Origin of the sequence: Serratia sp. Nf2, from assembly GCF_003028435.1 — a bacterium.
Lineage (GTDB): Bacteria > Pseudomonadota > Gammaproteobacteria > Enterobacterales > Enterobacteriaceae > Serratia > Serratia marcescens_L.
This window is the reverse complement of sequence record NZ_PYTW01000004.1, coordinates 242608-255828: the sequence shown is the minus strand read 5'-3', so window position 1 is coordinate 255828 and position 13221 is coordinate 242608. Positions and strand designations below refer to the sequence as shown.

18 protein-coding genes are annotated in these 13221 nt (G+C 59.2%); 7 read left to right on the top strand and 11 right to left on the bottom strand.

Annotated features, from left to right (window positions below):
- Positions 1–27: 27 nt before the first annotated feature.
- The 11 genes from npr to C9411_RS11445 form a co-directional block, all read right to left on the bottom strand.
- The gene (gene npr, locus C9411_RS11495; protein ID WP_004937034.1) at positions 28–300 is read right to left on the bottom strand and encodes a PTS phosphocarrier protein NPr; all 273 of its coding nucleotides are present in this window, start codon (positions 298–300) and stop codon (positions 28–30) included.
- Positions 297–1151, bottom strand: a complete 855-nt coding sequence (rapZ, locus tag C9411_RS11490; RefSeq protein WP_015379177.1) for an RNase adapter RapZ — start codon at positions 1149–1151, stop codon at positions 297–299. Before rapZ ends, npr begins: the two co-directional genes overlap by 4 nt.
- A gap of 129 nt (positions 1152–1280) precedes the next feature.
- A complete protein-coding gene (ptsN, locus tag C9411_RS11485) occupies positions 1281–1742 on the bottom strand; it encodes a PTS IIA-like nitrogen regulatory protein PtsN (protein ID WP_016930212.1) in 462 nt (153 codons plus the stop codon).
- A gap of 155 nt (positions 1743–1897) precedes the next feature.
- The gene (gene hpf / locus C9411_RS11480) at positions 1898–2185 is read right to left on the bottom strand and encodes a ribosome hibernation promoting factor (protein WP_004937038.1); all 288 of its coding nucleotides are present in this window, start codon (positions 2183–2185) and stop codon (positions 1898–1900) included.
- Positions 2186–2208: 23 nt separating this feature from the next.
- Positions 2209–3642, bottom strand: coding sequence for an RNA polymerase factor sigma-54 (gene rpoN / locus C9411_RS11475; protein WP_107227087.1), 1434 nt, complete (start codon positions 3640–3642; stop codon positions 2209–2211).
- A gap of 52 nt (positions 3643–3694) precedes the next feature.
- Complete coding sequence (lptB, locus tag C9411_RS11470; protein WP_004937040.1) at positions 3695–4420, bottom strand: LPS export ABC transporter ATP-binding protein; 726 nt, start codon at positions 4418–4420, stop codon at positions 3695–3697.
- Between the two features lie 6 nt (positions 4421–4426).
- Positions 4427–4966: a lipopolysaccharide ABC transporter substrate-binding protein LptA gene (lptA, locus tag C9411_RS11465; RefSeq protein WP_004937045.1), complete on the bottom strand. Its 540-nt coding sequence runs from the start codon at positions 4964–4966 to the stop codon at positions 4427–4429.
- On the bottom strand, positions 4935–5513 hold the full coding sequence (gene lptC, locus C9411_RS11460; protein WP_063988600.1) for an LPS export ABC transporter periplasmic protein LptC: 579 nt from the start codon (positions 5511–5513) through the stop codon (positions 4935–4937). Before lptC ends, lptA begins: the two co-directional genes overlap by 32 nt.
- Positions 5510–6064, bottom strand: coding sequence for a 3-deoxy-manno-octulosonate-8-phosphatase KdsC (kdsC, locus tag C9411_RS11455; protein WP_021505108.1), 555 nt, complete (start codon positions 6062–6064; stop codon positions 5510–5512). The genes lptC and kdsC overlap by 4 nt, the downstream gene beginning before the upstream one ends.
- Positions 6065–6081: 17 nt before the next feature.
- Positions 6082–7068 carry an arabinose-5-phosphate isomerase KdsD gene (gene kdsD, locus C9411_RS11450; RefSeq protein ID WP_025304376.1) on the bottom strand — a complete coding sequence of 329 codons (987 nt, stop codon included), beginning with the start codon at positions 7066–7068 and terminating at the stop codon, positions 6082–6084.
- A 16-nt stretch (positions 7069–7084) separates the two neighbouring features.
- Entirely contained in the window at positions 7085–8062 is a 978-nt protein-coding gene (locus tag C9411_RS11445) for a calcium/sodium antiporter (RefSeq protein ID WP_025160120.1), read from the bottom strand.
- Between the two features lie 303 nt (positions 8063–8365).
- Between C9411_RS11445 and mlaF the strand changes: the two genes are divergently transcribed.
- From mlaF to murA, 7 genes are all read left to right on the top strand, one after another.
- On the top strand, positions 8366–9181 hold the full coding sequence (mlaF, locus tag C9411_RS11440; RefSeq protein WP_028127533.1) for a phospholipid ABC transporter ATP-binding protein MlaF: 816 nt from the start codon (positions 8366–8368) through the stop codon (positions 9179–9181).
- 4 nt (positions 9182–9185) lie between these two features.
- Entirely contained in the window at positions 9186–9968 is a 783-nt protein-coding gene (mlaE, locus tag C9411_RS11435; RefSeq protein WP_085337184.1) for a lipid asymmetry maintenance ABC transporter permease subunit MlaE, read from the top strand.
- A gap of 4 nt (positions 9969–9972) precedes the next feature.
- Positions 9973–10521: an outer membrane lipid asymmetry maintenance protein MlaD gene (gene mlaD / locus C9411_RS11430; RefSeq protein WP_063988601.1), complete on the top strand. Its 549-nt coding sequence runs from the start codon at positions 9973–9975 to the stop codon at positions 10519–10521.
- A 14-nt stretch (positions 10522–10535) separates the two neighbouring features.
- Positions 10536–11165 (top strand): phospholipid-binding protein MlaC, encoded by a 630-nt coding sequence (gene mlaC, locus C9411_RS11425; RefSeq protein ID WP_063988602.1) that lies wholly within the window; start codon positions 10536–10538, stop codon positions 11163–11165.
- Positions 11165–11467, top strand: coding sequence for a lipid asymmetry maintenance protein MlaB (gene mlaB, locus C9411_RS11420; protein ID WP_016930202.1), 303 nt, complete (start codon positions 11165–11167; stop codon positions 11465–11467). The genes mlaC and mlaB overlap by 1 nt, the downstream gene beginning before the upstream one ends.
- 140 nt (positions 11468–11607) lie before the next feature.
- Positions 11608–11862 (top strand): BolA family iron metabolism protein IbaG, encoded by a 255-nt coding sequence (gene ibaG / locus C9411_RS11415; RefSeq protein WP_025304370.1) that lies wholly within the window; start codon positions 11608–11610, stop codon positions 11860–11862.
- Between the two features lie 55 nt (positions 11863–11917).
- Complete coding sequence (murA, locus tag C9411_RS11410) at positions 11918–13177, top strand: UDP-N-acetylglucosamine 1-carboxyvinyltransferase (RefSeq protein ID WP_004937068.1); 1260 nt, start codon at positions 11918–11920, stop codon at positions 13175–13177.
- The last annotated feature ends 44 nt before the right edge of the window (positions 13178–13221 follow it).

The window sequence follows — 13221 nt, the reverse complement described above, 5'->3', positions numbered from 1 at the left end:
TTGGGCGCAAAGGCGCGCCCTCAGCGGCTAATCTTCATCAAACCCGGAGTTGAACAGCTCGACCACTGCCGCCAGCGCGTTGACTTCGTCGGGGCCGGTCGCTTCGACTTCGATATGTCGGCCCTGGGCGGAATCCAGCATCAGCAGCGCGATGACGCTGCTGGCTTCGGCTTCGGTGCCGCTTTCGTTGCGCAGCATCACTTCGGCGTCGAAGCTTTGCACCAGCTCGAACAGTTTCATCGCCGGGCGCGCGTGCATGCCCAGCTTGTTTTTGATTTCAACCGTCTGTTTGACCGTCATTGTTTGCGCTTTTCCAGCGTGCGATGGCGCGACTGCACGTTCTTGCCGCGCGAGCGGAAGTAATCGGCCAGCTGTTCCGCCACGTACACCGAGCGGTGTTTACCGCCGGTACAGCCGATGGCGACCGTCAGGTAGCTGCGGTTGTTGGTTTCCAGCATCGGCAGCCATTGCTCCAGGTAGCTGCGGGTCTGGTAGATGAAGTTGTGCACTTCGGTATGGCGATCGAGGAACGACGCGACCGGCTTGTCCAGACCGGTCATCGGCCGCAGCTTCGGATCCCAGTGCGGGTTCGGCAGGAAGCGCACGTCGAACACGTAGTCGGCATCGATCGGGATGCCGTGCTTGAAGCCGAAGGATTCGAACACCATGGTCAGTTCGCGCTCGCGCTTGCCCAGCAGGCGGGTGCGCAGCATTTCGGCCAGCTCGTGCACCGACATTTCCGAGGTGTCGATAATCAGGTCAGCCCGCGAGCGCAGCGGTTCGAGCAGATCGCTCTCTTCGTCGATGGCGCTTTCCAGCGACAGGTTTTTGCTGGAGAGCGGGTGCAGGCGGCGGGTGTCGCTGTAACGGCGGATCAGCGTATTGCGATCGGCGTCGAGGAACAGTAGCTGCGGCGAGAAGCTGTCCGGCAGCTGAGTCATCGCGTATTCGAACACTTCCGGCGATTCCGGCATGTTGCGCACGTCGATGCTGACCGCCGCGGAGATATTGCGTTCCGCCAGCGTGTTGGCGAGCTGCGGCAGCAGCACCACCGGCAGGTTGTCAACGCAGTAAAAACCCATGTCTTCCAGCGCCCGCAAGGCGACGGATTTTCCGGAACCGGAACGGCCGCTGACAATCATCAGCACCATGTGGCAACTCCCCTGGCATCGCGGCGGCGTTCATCGCCACCGGTGGAAACTTTGTTATTCCGGCCGCAGCCGGATCCATCATCGTGAAACAGTATCGTTATCCGGGCTGGAAGTCACGCCGGCCGGGCATCACTCGGTGATGATTTGGTAAAGCTCTTCGTCGCTCTGCGCGGCGCGCAGGCGGCGGCATACGGTTTTGTCGGCCAGGCGTTTGGCGACCAGCGACAGGGTATGCAAATGGGTTTTGCACTGATCGGCAGGCACCAGCAGCGCGAACAGCAGGTCGACCGGCTGGTTGTCGATAGCGTCGAAAGCGATGGGTTGGTCGAGACGGATAAACACGCCAACGGCCCGCAGTGTGTCCTCTTCCAGTTTGCCGTGGGGAATGGCGATACCGTTGCCGATACCGGTGCTGCCCATGCGTTCCCGGGTGAGAACCGCGTCAAACACCACCTGCGAAGGCAGATTGAGCTGTTTGGCGGCCAGTTCGCTGATAATTTCCAAAGCCCGCTTCTTGCTGGTGCAGTGTACCGAGCTTTTGGTGCACTCGATGTTTAACACCGAGCTTAATTGCATATATTCGTTGTTCATCTCATCTTCACTTAAAACCGCGCCGCCGGGCGCACCCGGCAAGGCGGTTTTTCGTCGGTTTTAACCCTGATTACCGTTCGGCGCGTCACCCATGCGGGTCACGCGCCGAAGGGCGAGGCTGCGACAGATGCAACCTCATGGAATGGGTTAGGGTGTCAGTGTTGCTTCAATTTGTCTTTATGTTTGTTCAATTGACGTGCCAATTTGTCGATCAGCGTATCAATTGCGGCATACATATTCTCGTCTTCCGAGGTGGCGTGCAACTCGCCTCCATTCACGTGCACCGTTGCTTCCGCAATTTGCTGCACTTTTTCCACACTTAATACAACATACACCTGATTGATGCGATCAAAATACTGTTCGAGTTTGGCGAACTTGTTGTTCACGAACTCGCGCAACGGATCGGTGATTTCGATGTGGTGTCCGGTAATGTTGAGCTGCATAGTGTCTTCCTTCTCAATAGAGGTCAAACCAACTGTTTACGCTGGTTCGACGGCGGGATGGACAAAGACTCTCGGTACTTGGCGACGGTGCGCCGCGCCACGATGATCCCCTGATCGGAGAGCAAGGTGGCCAGCTTGCTGTCGCTGAGTGGTTTGGCGGGGTTTTCCGCCGCAATCAATTTCTTCACCAACGCGCGGATCGCCGTCGAGGAGGCTTCGCCGCCGCTGTCGGTATTCACGTGGCTGGAGAAGAAATATTTCAATTCGAAGATGCCGCGCGGGCTGTGCAAAAACTTCTGCGTGGTGACGCGCGAGATCGTCGATTCATGCATCTCCACGGCCTGGGCGATATCCGCCAGCACCATGGGTTTCATAAACTCTTCGCCTTGCTCGAAGAACGCCTGCTGTTGGCTGACGATGCAGCGGGTGACCTTCAGCAGCGTCTCGTTGCGGCTTTCCAGGCTTTTAATCAACCACTTGGCTTCCTGCAGGTTGCTGCGGATGAACTGGCCGTCGGCTTCGCTGCGGGCGCTGTTGCCCAGCGCGGCGTACTGCTGATTGATCTTCAAACGCGGCACGCTGTCGCCGTTGAGCTCGACCGTCCACGTGTTCTGCGTCTTGCGCACCAGCACGTCCGGGATCACGTATTCCGATTCGCCGGTATTGATCGACTGCCCCGGACGCGGATCGAGCGACTGAATCAGCAGCATCGCTTCTTTCAGTGTATCTTCTTTTAGCCGGGTTGATCGCATCAGGCTGCGAAAGTCGTGGTTGGCCAACAGATCCAGATGCTCGCTGATGATCAGCCGCGCTTCGGCCAGATAAGGGGTGTCTTTGGCGTATTGGGAGAGCTGCACCAGCAGGCAATCGCGCAGATCGCGCGCGGCGACGCCGATCGGATCGAAACGCTGCACGCGCTTCAACACCGCCTCGACTTCTTCAAGGGTCACGTTCTCGTCGCCCAGGCTTTCCAGAATGTCTTCCAGCGGCACGGTGAGATAGCCGGTGTCGTCCACCGCGTCGACGATGGAGGTGGCGATGGCGGCGTCGGTATCGGAAAACGGCGTCAGATCTACCTGCCACATCAGGTAATCCTGCAGCGTTTGGGTGGTCTCGCCCTGATAGACCGGCAGCTCGTCGTCGCTGTAGTCGGTGCCGGTGCCGGACGGCGTGCCGGCGGTGTAGATCTCATCCCAGGTGGCGTCCAGCGGCAGCTCTTCCGGCATGTCTTTCTGTTCCAGCGCCTCGCGGGTATCGAGCCCCTCGGTTTCCTGGGTTTCTTTGGCGTCGATTTCGTCGTGCAGATCGGTCTGTTCAAGCAGCGGATTGCTCTCCAGCGCCAGCTGGATCTCTTGCTGAAGCTCAAGCGTGGACAACTGCAGCAGGCGGATCGCCTGCTGGAGCTGAGGAGTCATGGCCAGCTGTTGGCTGAGCCTGAGTTGCAAACCTTGCTTCATAGTTTTCTGTCTACTTCCGTTAACGGTGTCGCCCCGCAGGGCGCGCCGGCGCTTAGAGGCGGAACTCTTCGCCCAGATAAACGCGTTTTACCTGCTCGTCGGCCAGAATAGCATCCGGCGTGCCGTGGGCAATCAGTTTGCCCTGGCTGACGATGTAGGCGCGTTCACATACGTCCAGCGTCTCGCGCACGTTGTGGTCGGTGATCAGCACGCCCAGGCCGCTGTCACGCAGGTGCTCGATGATTTTTTTGATGTCGATAACGGAAATCGGATCCACCCCGGCGAAGGGTTCGTCCAGCAGAATGAATTTCGGGTTGGCCGCCAGCGCGCGGGCGATTTCGACGCGGCGGCGTTCACCACCGGACAGCGCCTGGCCGAGGCTGTCGCGCAGATGGGAGATGTGGAACTCTTCCATCAGCTCTTTGGCGCGGTCTTCGCGCTGTTCGCTGGTGAGATCGGGACGGATCTCCAGCACCGCCATCAGGTTGTCGTACACGCTCAGGCGGCGGAAGATCGACGCTTCCTGCGGCAGATAGCCGATGCCGCGGCGCGCGCGGGCGTGCAGTGGCAGCAGGCTGATGTCTTCTTCGTCGATCACGATGCGCCCGGCGTCGCGTGGCACGATGCCGACCACCATGTAGAAGGTGGTGGTTTTACCGGCGCCGTTCGGCCCGAGCAGGCCGACGATCTCGCCGGATTTCACTTTCAGGCTGACGTCTTCGACAACTTTACGGCCCTTGTAGGCTTTCGCCAGGTTTTCTGCGATGAGTGTTGCCATAAGTGATTAGTTACTCTTTTTTTGCTCGTTTTTGTCTTGCAACTGCGACGGTACCAGAACCGTTGTCACGCGTTTGCCTTTGTCGCTAAACGCCTGCATTTGCTGCTGTTGCACCAGATAGGTGATGCGATCGCCTTTCACGTTGCTGTCGAGCTGCTCCAGATAGGCGTTGCCCGTCAGGGTCACCAGCTGGGTCGCCACGTCGTAACGCACTTTCTGCGCGTGGCCTTTGACCGGCTTGCCGCTGTCCTGCATCTGGTAGAAGGTTACCGGGTTGCCGAACGCTTCAATATAGGTCTTATTCTGATCTCCGCCCGGGCGGGTGACCACCACCTTGTCGGCGCGAATATCGATGGTGCCCTGTTTGATCACCACGTTGTCGGTGAAGGTGCTGACGTTGCTCTGCATGTCCAACGACTGTTTGAGCGAGTCGATGCTGACCGGCTGGCTGGAGTCGGATTTCAGCGCCAGAGCGGGGGCGCTGGCGGCCAAAACTAAGCTGCCGAGCAACAGGTTACGGAGTTGGTTTTTGGTTCTGAATTTCATAGTTGGTCTTAACCTTATCAATCAGCTCAGCGGTTTTGGTCCGCAGGTTCCCACGCATTTTCATGCCGTTAGAGGTAAAATTGGTCCCGTAAAGCGTGACTTCGTCATCGGAGGTGACGTCCTGGGTGACCAGGTTTACCTGAGCGTTGTCCGTCTTAATTTTTTCCAGCTGCGAGGTGGTGGTCAGGCTGTTTACCTCGACGTGACCATACAGATACAGCATCCGGTCTTTAGTCAGTTTGGCGCGATCGGCGCGAACTGACCAGGTGGCCACCGCATTCTCATCGAACAGCGTCATTACCGGCTGGGTGAACCAGCTCAGTTCGCCGGCGGTGTAATACTTCGCGTCTTCCGCCACCAGTTTGTAATTCAGCTTGCCGGCCGGGTTGTACACCACGGTGACCGTGTGCTGGCTCTGGTAGGTCGGATCCTTATCGTTGACCGGGCCAGGGGCCGTGTCGTCGCTGAAGTCCGTCATGTTCCAGCCGATCAGCGCCAGAACGATCACCGTCAACAGGATGGTGATCCACAGTTTGGTTTTACTCATATCGACAGCCCTTTGGCGTCCTCCAGCTTATTTTGAGCCAAAAGAATGATGTCGCACAGTTCGCGCACTGCACCGCGGCCGCCGGCAATGCGGGTGACGTAGTGGGCGCGCGGCGTCAACAGCGGATGTGCGTCCGCCACCGCGACCGCCAGGCCGACCTGCGCCATCACCGGCCAGTCGATCAGGTCATCGCCGATATAGGCGACCTGATCCGCCGTTAACGACAGTTTATCCAACAGTTCGCGGAAGGCCAAAAGCTTATCGGACTGCCCCTGATAAAGATGGGTGATACCGAGCGTCTGCGCGCGGTCTTCCAGCAGCTTGGCGGAGCGACCGGTGATGATCGCCACCTCGATGTCCGAGGTTTTCAAGCAGCGGATGCCGTAGCCGTCGCGCACGTTGAACGCCTTCAGTTCTTCACCGTTGTTGCCCATGAAGATCAGGCCGTCCGACAACACGCCGTCAACGTCGCAAATCAACAGGCGGATGTTCCCGGCACGCGCCATAACCTCTTGTTCTACCGGCCCGTAGCAGGTTTCTACCATACCCATTCCGTTCTATTCCTTAATTAAACGACGCCGGCGCGCAGCATGTCATGCATATGTACCACACCCAGCAGTTGGTCGCCATCGGCAACCAGCAGCGCGGTGATGTGGCGTTGTTGCATCAGGTTCAATGCATCGACCGCCAGGATGTTGGGGCGCACCCGCACGCCGCCCGGCGTCATGACGTCGGCGATCTTCGCCTCGTGCAGGTTGATACCCATGTCGAAGACCCGGCGCAGGTCGCCGTCGGTGAAGATGCCGGCGATTTTCATCAGATCGTCGCAGACAACCGTCAGGCCCAGATTTTTGCGGGTGATTTCCAGCAGCGCGTCGCGCAATGAAGCGTCGGCGCTGACGTGGGGCATTTCGTCGCCGCTGTGCATGATATCGCTAACCCGCAGCAGCAGTTTGCGGCCGAGTGCGCCGCCCGGATGCGACAGCGCGAAATCTTCCGGCGTGAAACCGCGCGCTTTCAGCAGCGCGACGGCCAGCGCATCGCCCATCACCAGCGTGGCGGTGGTGCTGGTGGTCGGCGCCAGCCCCAGCGGGCAGGCTTCCTGCGGCACCTTGATGCACAGGTGGATATCCGCCGCCTTGCCCATCGAGCTTTCCGGATTATTGGTCATACAGATGAGGGTGATCTGTTGGCGTTTCAATACCGGGATCAGCGCCAGGATCTCGCTGGACTCGCCGGAGTTGGAGATGGCGAGCACGATGTCCTGCGGGGTGACCATGCCCAAATCGCCATGGCTGGCTTCCGCCGGGTGAACGAAGAATGAGGGGGTGCCGGTGCTGGCGAAGGTCGCGGCGATCTTGCAGCCGATATGGCCGGATTTGCCCATGCCCATCACCACCACTTTGCCGCCGCAGGCGGCGATCGTTTCGCAGGCGCGGGTGAAGTCTGCGTTGATGTAGCTGTCGAGCTGAGCCAGCCCTTCACGCTCTATCTGAAGCACTTCTTTGCCGGCCTGCTGAAAATCGAAGCCCGGTTGCAACTCAATGTTCGACATACTCATTCCCGTCGGTTTAGCCGAAAGTACTGAAAGGGTTAAAGAACAGCACCGCAAGATACGCAATAAAGCCGCATAATAACAGCGCGCCCGCCAGGTGGCCGATGCGGTGTTTGCGGCCAATGCACAGCACGCTAAGCAGCACGCTGGCCGCCAGCATCACCCAGTAATCGCGCTGGAAGGCGGCGGCGTCCACGCTACCCGGCGACAGCAGGGCGGGGACGCCCAGCACGATCACCGTGTTGAAAATATTGGAGCCGATGATATTACCAATCGCCATATCATCCTCGCCCTTCAGCGCTCCGGCGATGGAGGTGGCCAGTTCGGGCAGGCTGGTGCCGATGGCGATAATGGTCAAACCGACCACCAGTTCGCTCAGGCCGAAATAGTGCGCAATCACCGTCGCGTTATCGACCACCATTCTGGAAGAGAGCGGCAGAATGATAAACGCCAGCACCAGCCACAGCACCGCCACGGTGTTGCTGCTGTCCTGCGGCAGTTCGGCTATCTGCTCCATGGTCAGGCTGTCGCTGCCCTCGCGCTGCGCCAGCCGGGCGATTTTCAGCATCAGCAGGATGAAGCCGGCGGCGGCGGCCAGCAGCAGCACGCCGTCCAGCCTGCTCAGGGTGCCATCCATCAACACGAAACCGCACAATACTGTGACCGCTAACATCAGCGGCAGTTCGCGGCGCAGTATCTCGGAGCGCGCGGCCAGCGGGTGAATCAGCGCCGCCACCCCCAGGATCAATAAGATGTTGGTGATGTTGGACCCTAATACGTTGCCAACGGCCATATCTATCTGCCCGTTCAGCGCGGCGGTGGTGGACACGATCAGCTCCGGCAGCGAAGTGCCGATGCCGACGATGGTCATGCCGATGATCAACGGCGGTACGCCGAGCGAGCGGGAAATCACGGCAGCACCATAAACTAAGCGGTCTGCACCATACACCAGTAGAAATAAACCAACGATTAATAATGCTATCGCGAGAAACATGCAGGGTCCTTTGTCGGGTATTATCCCGGTTCGTTGGTTAAAGCCGTCAATGCGGCGGTATTGCTTGCCCTCCGTTGCGCGCGTTTGAGCCGCAGCAACGGTTTTTCCCGGCTAATAGTTGAACAGTTTCGTTTTTTTTCGTTATGGCGCCAATTTTGACCGGGTGGCGCGGAAAAGTAAAACCAATGGCACCATTGGTTGCGAAATGGCAGTAAGTTTTTGTAAAGATGAGACGGATTGCGCCCATTGCTTTAACATCACGGGTAGATTCAGCAAAAGATGAGTCGTAAAGGGTCCATTAACATGCTCCAAAAGGCAGATAATTTGGTCGAAGTGCGCGACATGAGCTTCTCGCGCGGCGACCGACGGATATTTGAAGACATCAACCTGACGGTGCCTCGCGGTAAGGTCACGGCGATCATGGGGCCATCGGGCATCGGCAAAACCACGCTGCTGCGCCTGATCGGCGGCCAGTTGGCGCCGGACAGCGGGGAGATTTGGTTCGACGGCGACAACATTCCCGCGTTGTCCCGCCGTCAGTTATACGACGCGCGCAAAAAGATGAGCATGCTGTTCCAGTCGGGCGCACTGTTTACCGATTTGACCGTATTCGAAAACGTGGCCTACCCGCTGCGCGAGCACAGCAACCTGCCGGAGCCTTTGTTGCGCAGCACGGTGCTGATGAAGCTGGAAGCGGTGGGGCTGCGCGGCGCGGCCCAACTGATGCCCAATGAGCTTTCCGGCGGCATGGCGCGCCGGGCGGCGTTGGCGCGCGCGATCGCGCTGGACCCGGAGATGATCATGTTCGACGAACCCTTCGTCGGCCAGGATCCGATCACCATGGGGGTGTTGGTCAAGCTGATCGACGAGCTGAACCATGCGCTGGGCATTACCTGCATCGTGGTGTCGCACGACGTGCCGGAGGTGCTGAGCATCGCCGACTACGCCTACATCGTGGCCGATCACCGGGTGATCGCCGAAGGCACCACGCAGCAATTGCAGAACAATCCTGATGCGCGCGTGCGCCAGTTCCTGGATGGTATAGCGGATGGGCCGGTGCCGTTCCGCTATCCGGCCGGGGATTATCAGACCGAACTGCTAGGCTTAGGGAGTAAATAAGCTCATGTTATTAAGAGCGTTAGCGTCCTTGGGGCGCAGTGGCATCAACACCAGCGCCAGCTTCGGCCGCGCCGGGTTGATGCTGTTCAACGCGTTGATTGGCCGGCCGGAACCCGGCAAGCAGTGGCCGCTGTTGTTGAAACAGCTCTACAGCGTCGGCGTGCAGTCGCTGCTGATCATCATGGTCTCCGGGCTGTTCATCGGTATGGTGCTGGGCCTGCAGGGCTATATCGTGCTCACCACCTACAGCGCCGAGGCCAGCCTCGGCATGATGGTGGCGCTGTCGCTGCTGCGTGAACTGGGGCCGGTGGTGACGGCGCTGCTGTTCGCCGGCCGCGCCGGTTCCGCGCTCACGGCGGAAATCGGCCTGATGAAGGCGACGGAACAGATCTCCAGCCTGGAAATGATGGCGGTCGATCCGCTGCGGCGCATCGTGGCGCCGCGCTTCTGGGCGGGGTTCATCAGCATGCCGCTGTTGACCATCATTTTCGTGGCGATCGGCATTTGGGGCGGCTCGGTGGTCGGCGTGGACTGGAAGGGCATCGACAGCGGCTTCTTCTGGTCGGCGATGCAGGGCGCCGTAGAGTGGAAAAAAGATCTGCTCAACTGCCTGATCAAAAGCGTGGTATTCGCCATTACCGTAACCTGGATTGCCATTTTCAACGGGTACGACGCCGTGCCTACCTCTGAAGGTATTAGCCGGGCGACGACGCGTACCGTGGTGCATTCGTCACTGGCGGTGTTGGGATTGGATTTCGTGCTGACAGCACTGATGTTTGGGAATTGATTCGATGCAAACGAAGAAGAGTGAAATCTGGGTTGGGGCATTTATGCTGATTGCGCTGTGCGCTATCGTGTTTATCTGCCTGCAGGTGGCGAACCTTAAATCGATCGGCAGCGAGCCGACCTACCGCATTTACGCGACGTTCGACAACATCGGCGGCCTGAAGCCGCGTTCGCCGGTGAAAATTGGCGGCGTGGTGATCGGCCGCGTAGCGGACATCGAACTCGATTCGAAAACCTACACGCCACGCGTGGCGCTGGATATCCAGAAAAAGTACGACCAAATCCCGGATACCAGCTCGCTGGCGATCCGCACCTCCGGCCTGCTGGGCGAGCAATATCTGGCGCTTAACGTGGGCTTCGAAGATCCTGATATGGGCACCACCATCCTGAAAGACGGCGGCACCATTCAGGACACCAAATCAGCCATGGTTCTGGAAGACCTGATCGGCCAGTTCCTGTATAAAAGCGGCGGTCAGGACAGCGCCAAACCGGGAGACGCGGCCGCTGAGCCGGCTGCCGGCGCCACACCGCAACCCGCTGTTCCAAATCATTAAGAGAGGATACCTGCATGTTTAAACGTTTACTGATGGTGGCTCTGCTGGTGGTTGCACCGCTGGCGAGCGCAGCCGACCAAACCAATCCTTACAGCATGATGCAAGACGCGGCGCAGAAGACCTTCAGCCGTTTGAAAAACGAACAGCCGAAGATCAAGCAGGACCCGAACTACCTGCGCTCCATCGTCCACCAGGAACTGATGCCGTTCGTGCAGGTGAAATACGCCGGCGCGCTGGTGCTGGGGCGTTACTATAAAGAGGCGACGCCTGCGCAGCGCGAAGCCTACTTCACCGCCTTCCAGTCTTACCTGGAGCAGGCTTACGGCCAGGCGCTGGCGATGTACCACGGCCAAACTTATCAGATCGCGCCTGAACAGCCGCTGGGCAATGCCGACATCGTGGCCATTCGCGTCACCATCATCGACAACGGTGGCCGCCCGCCGGTGCGTCTGGATTTCCAATGGCGCAAGAACAGCAAAACCGGCTACTGGCAGGCGTATGACATGATCGCCGAAGGCGTCAGCATGATCACCACCAAGCAGAATGAGTGGGCGTCTACGCTGCGTACTCAGGGCATCGACGGCCTGACCAAACAGCTGCAGGCCGCCGCCGCGCAGCCTATCACGCTGGACAAGAAAAACTGATGTCGGCAGCGCTCAGCTTCGAATCAGAGCAGCAGACGCTGATCCTGCGCGGTGAACTGGACCGGGAAACGCTGCAGCCGCTGTGGCGGCAGCGCGACGCGTTGATGGCGGATAAAACCGCGATCGACGTGGCGCAACTGCAGCGCGTGGACTCCGCCGGGCTGGCGCTGTTGCTGCATTTGCAGGAAGAGCAGCGCGAGCGCGGCGTAGCGTTGAAAATTTTCGGTGCCACCGAGCGCCTGAAAACGCTGATCGCGCTCTACAACCTGCAGGCGATAATGCCTGTCGATACCGCCGGTTAGCGGCGTTTCACGCCGCCCTTGCGTGGTAAAACGATACAAAGCCCCTGTTATGCAGGGGCTTTTTCTTTAGTTTAAGAAAACATCGTATTCCACTAAGATACTAGGCTGTTTATGATCCTTTAGCGGCAGAACTGGATACTATGGAAACCAACGAGATTAAAGACGTGCTGATGCAGGCATTGGCACTGGATGAAGCACATGTGACGGGCGACGGCAGTCATTTTCAAGCGATTGTGGTCGGTGAACTGTTCGCCGGCATGAGCCGCGTCAAAAAACAGCAGACGGTTTACGCACCGCTGATGGAATACATTGCGGACAACCGCATTCATGCCTTGTCTATCAAGGCGTACACCCCTGAAGAGTGGCAGCGAGACCGCAAACTCAACGGATTTTAAGGCTGTTTGCCCTGCCGGGCGGGCAGCTTCAGATTAGATAACAGAGAGTAGTCAGATGGATAAATTTCGTGTGCAGGGTCGGACCCGCCTGAGCGGTGAAGTGTCTATTTCCGGGGCCAAAAACGCCGCCCTGCCGATCCTGTTCGCCGCCCTGTTGGCGGAAGAGCCGGTCGAGCTGCAGAATGTCCCCAAGCTGAAGGACATTGACACCACCATTAAACTACTCAACCAGTTGGGTACCAAGATTGAGCGCAACGGTTCGGTCTTCGTGGACGCCAGCGGCGTGAACGAGTTCTGTGCCCCTTACGATCTGGTGAAAACCATGCGCGCATCCATCTGGGCGCTGGGGCCGCTGGTGGCGCGTTTCGGCCGCGGCCAGGTTTCCCTGCCGGGCGGCTGCGCGATCGGTGCGCGTCCGGTCGATCTGCACATCACTGGCCTGGAGCAGCTGGGTGCCGAGATCAAGCTGGAAGAAGGTTACGTCAAGGCGTCCGTCGAGGGCCGCCTGAAGGGCGCGCACATCGTCATGGACAAGGTGAGCGTGGGCGCGACCGTAACCATCATGAGCGCCGCGACCCTGGCGACCGGCACCACCGTTATCGAGAACGCCGCGCGTGAGCCGGAAATTGTCGATACCGCCAACTTCCTCAACACGCTGGGCGCGAAGATCAGCGGCGCCGGCAGCGACAAAATCACCATCGAGGGTGTCGAGCGTCTGGGCGGCGGCGTTTATCGCGTGCTGCCTGACCGCATCGAGACCGGCACCTTCCTGATCGCCGCCGCAGTTTCCGGTGGCAAAGTGATGTGCCGCAACACCCGTCCGGATACGCTGGATGCGGTGTTGGCCAAGCTGCGCGAAGCCGGTGCCGATATCGAAGTGGGCGAAGACTGGATCAGCCTGGACATGCACGGCAAACGCCCGAAAGCGGTCACCGTGCGCACCGCGCCGCACCCGGGCTTCCCGACCGACATGCAGGCCCAGTTCAGCCTGCTGAACCTGGTGGCGGAAGGCACCGGCGTCATCACCGAGACCATCTTCGAAAACCGCTTCATGCACGTCCCGGAACTGATCCGCATGGGCGCGCACGCGGAAATCGAGAGCAACACCGTAATCTGCCATGGCGTTGAGCAGCTGTCCGGCGCTCAGGTAATGGCGACCGATCTGCGTGCTTCCGCCAGCCTGGTGATCGCCGGCTGCATCGCCGACGGCGTGACCGTCGTCGATCGCATCTACCACATCGATCGCGGCTATGAGCGTATTGAAGACAAGCTGCGCGCGCTAGGTGCGAACATCGAGCGCGTGAAAGGCGAGTAAGTGATTCGCGCCGGCGCGGCTGCGTCGGCAGGATGAAAATAAAA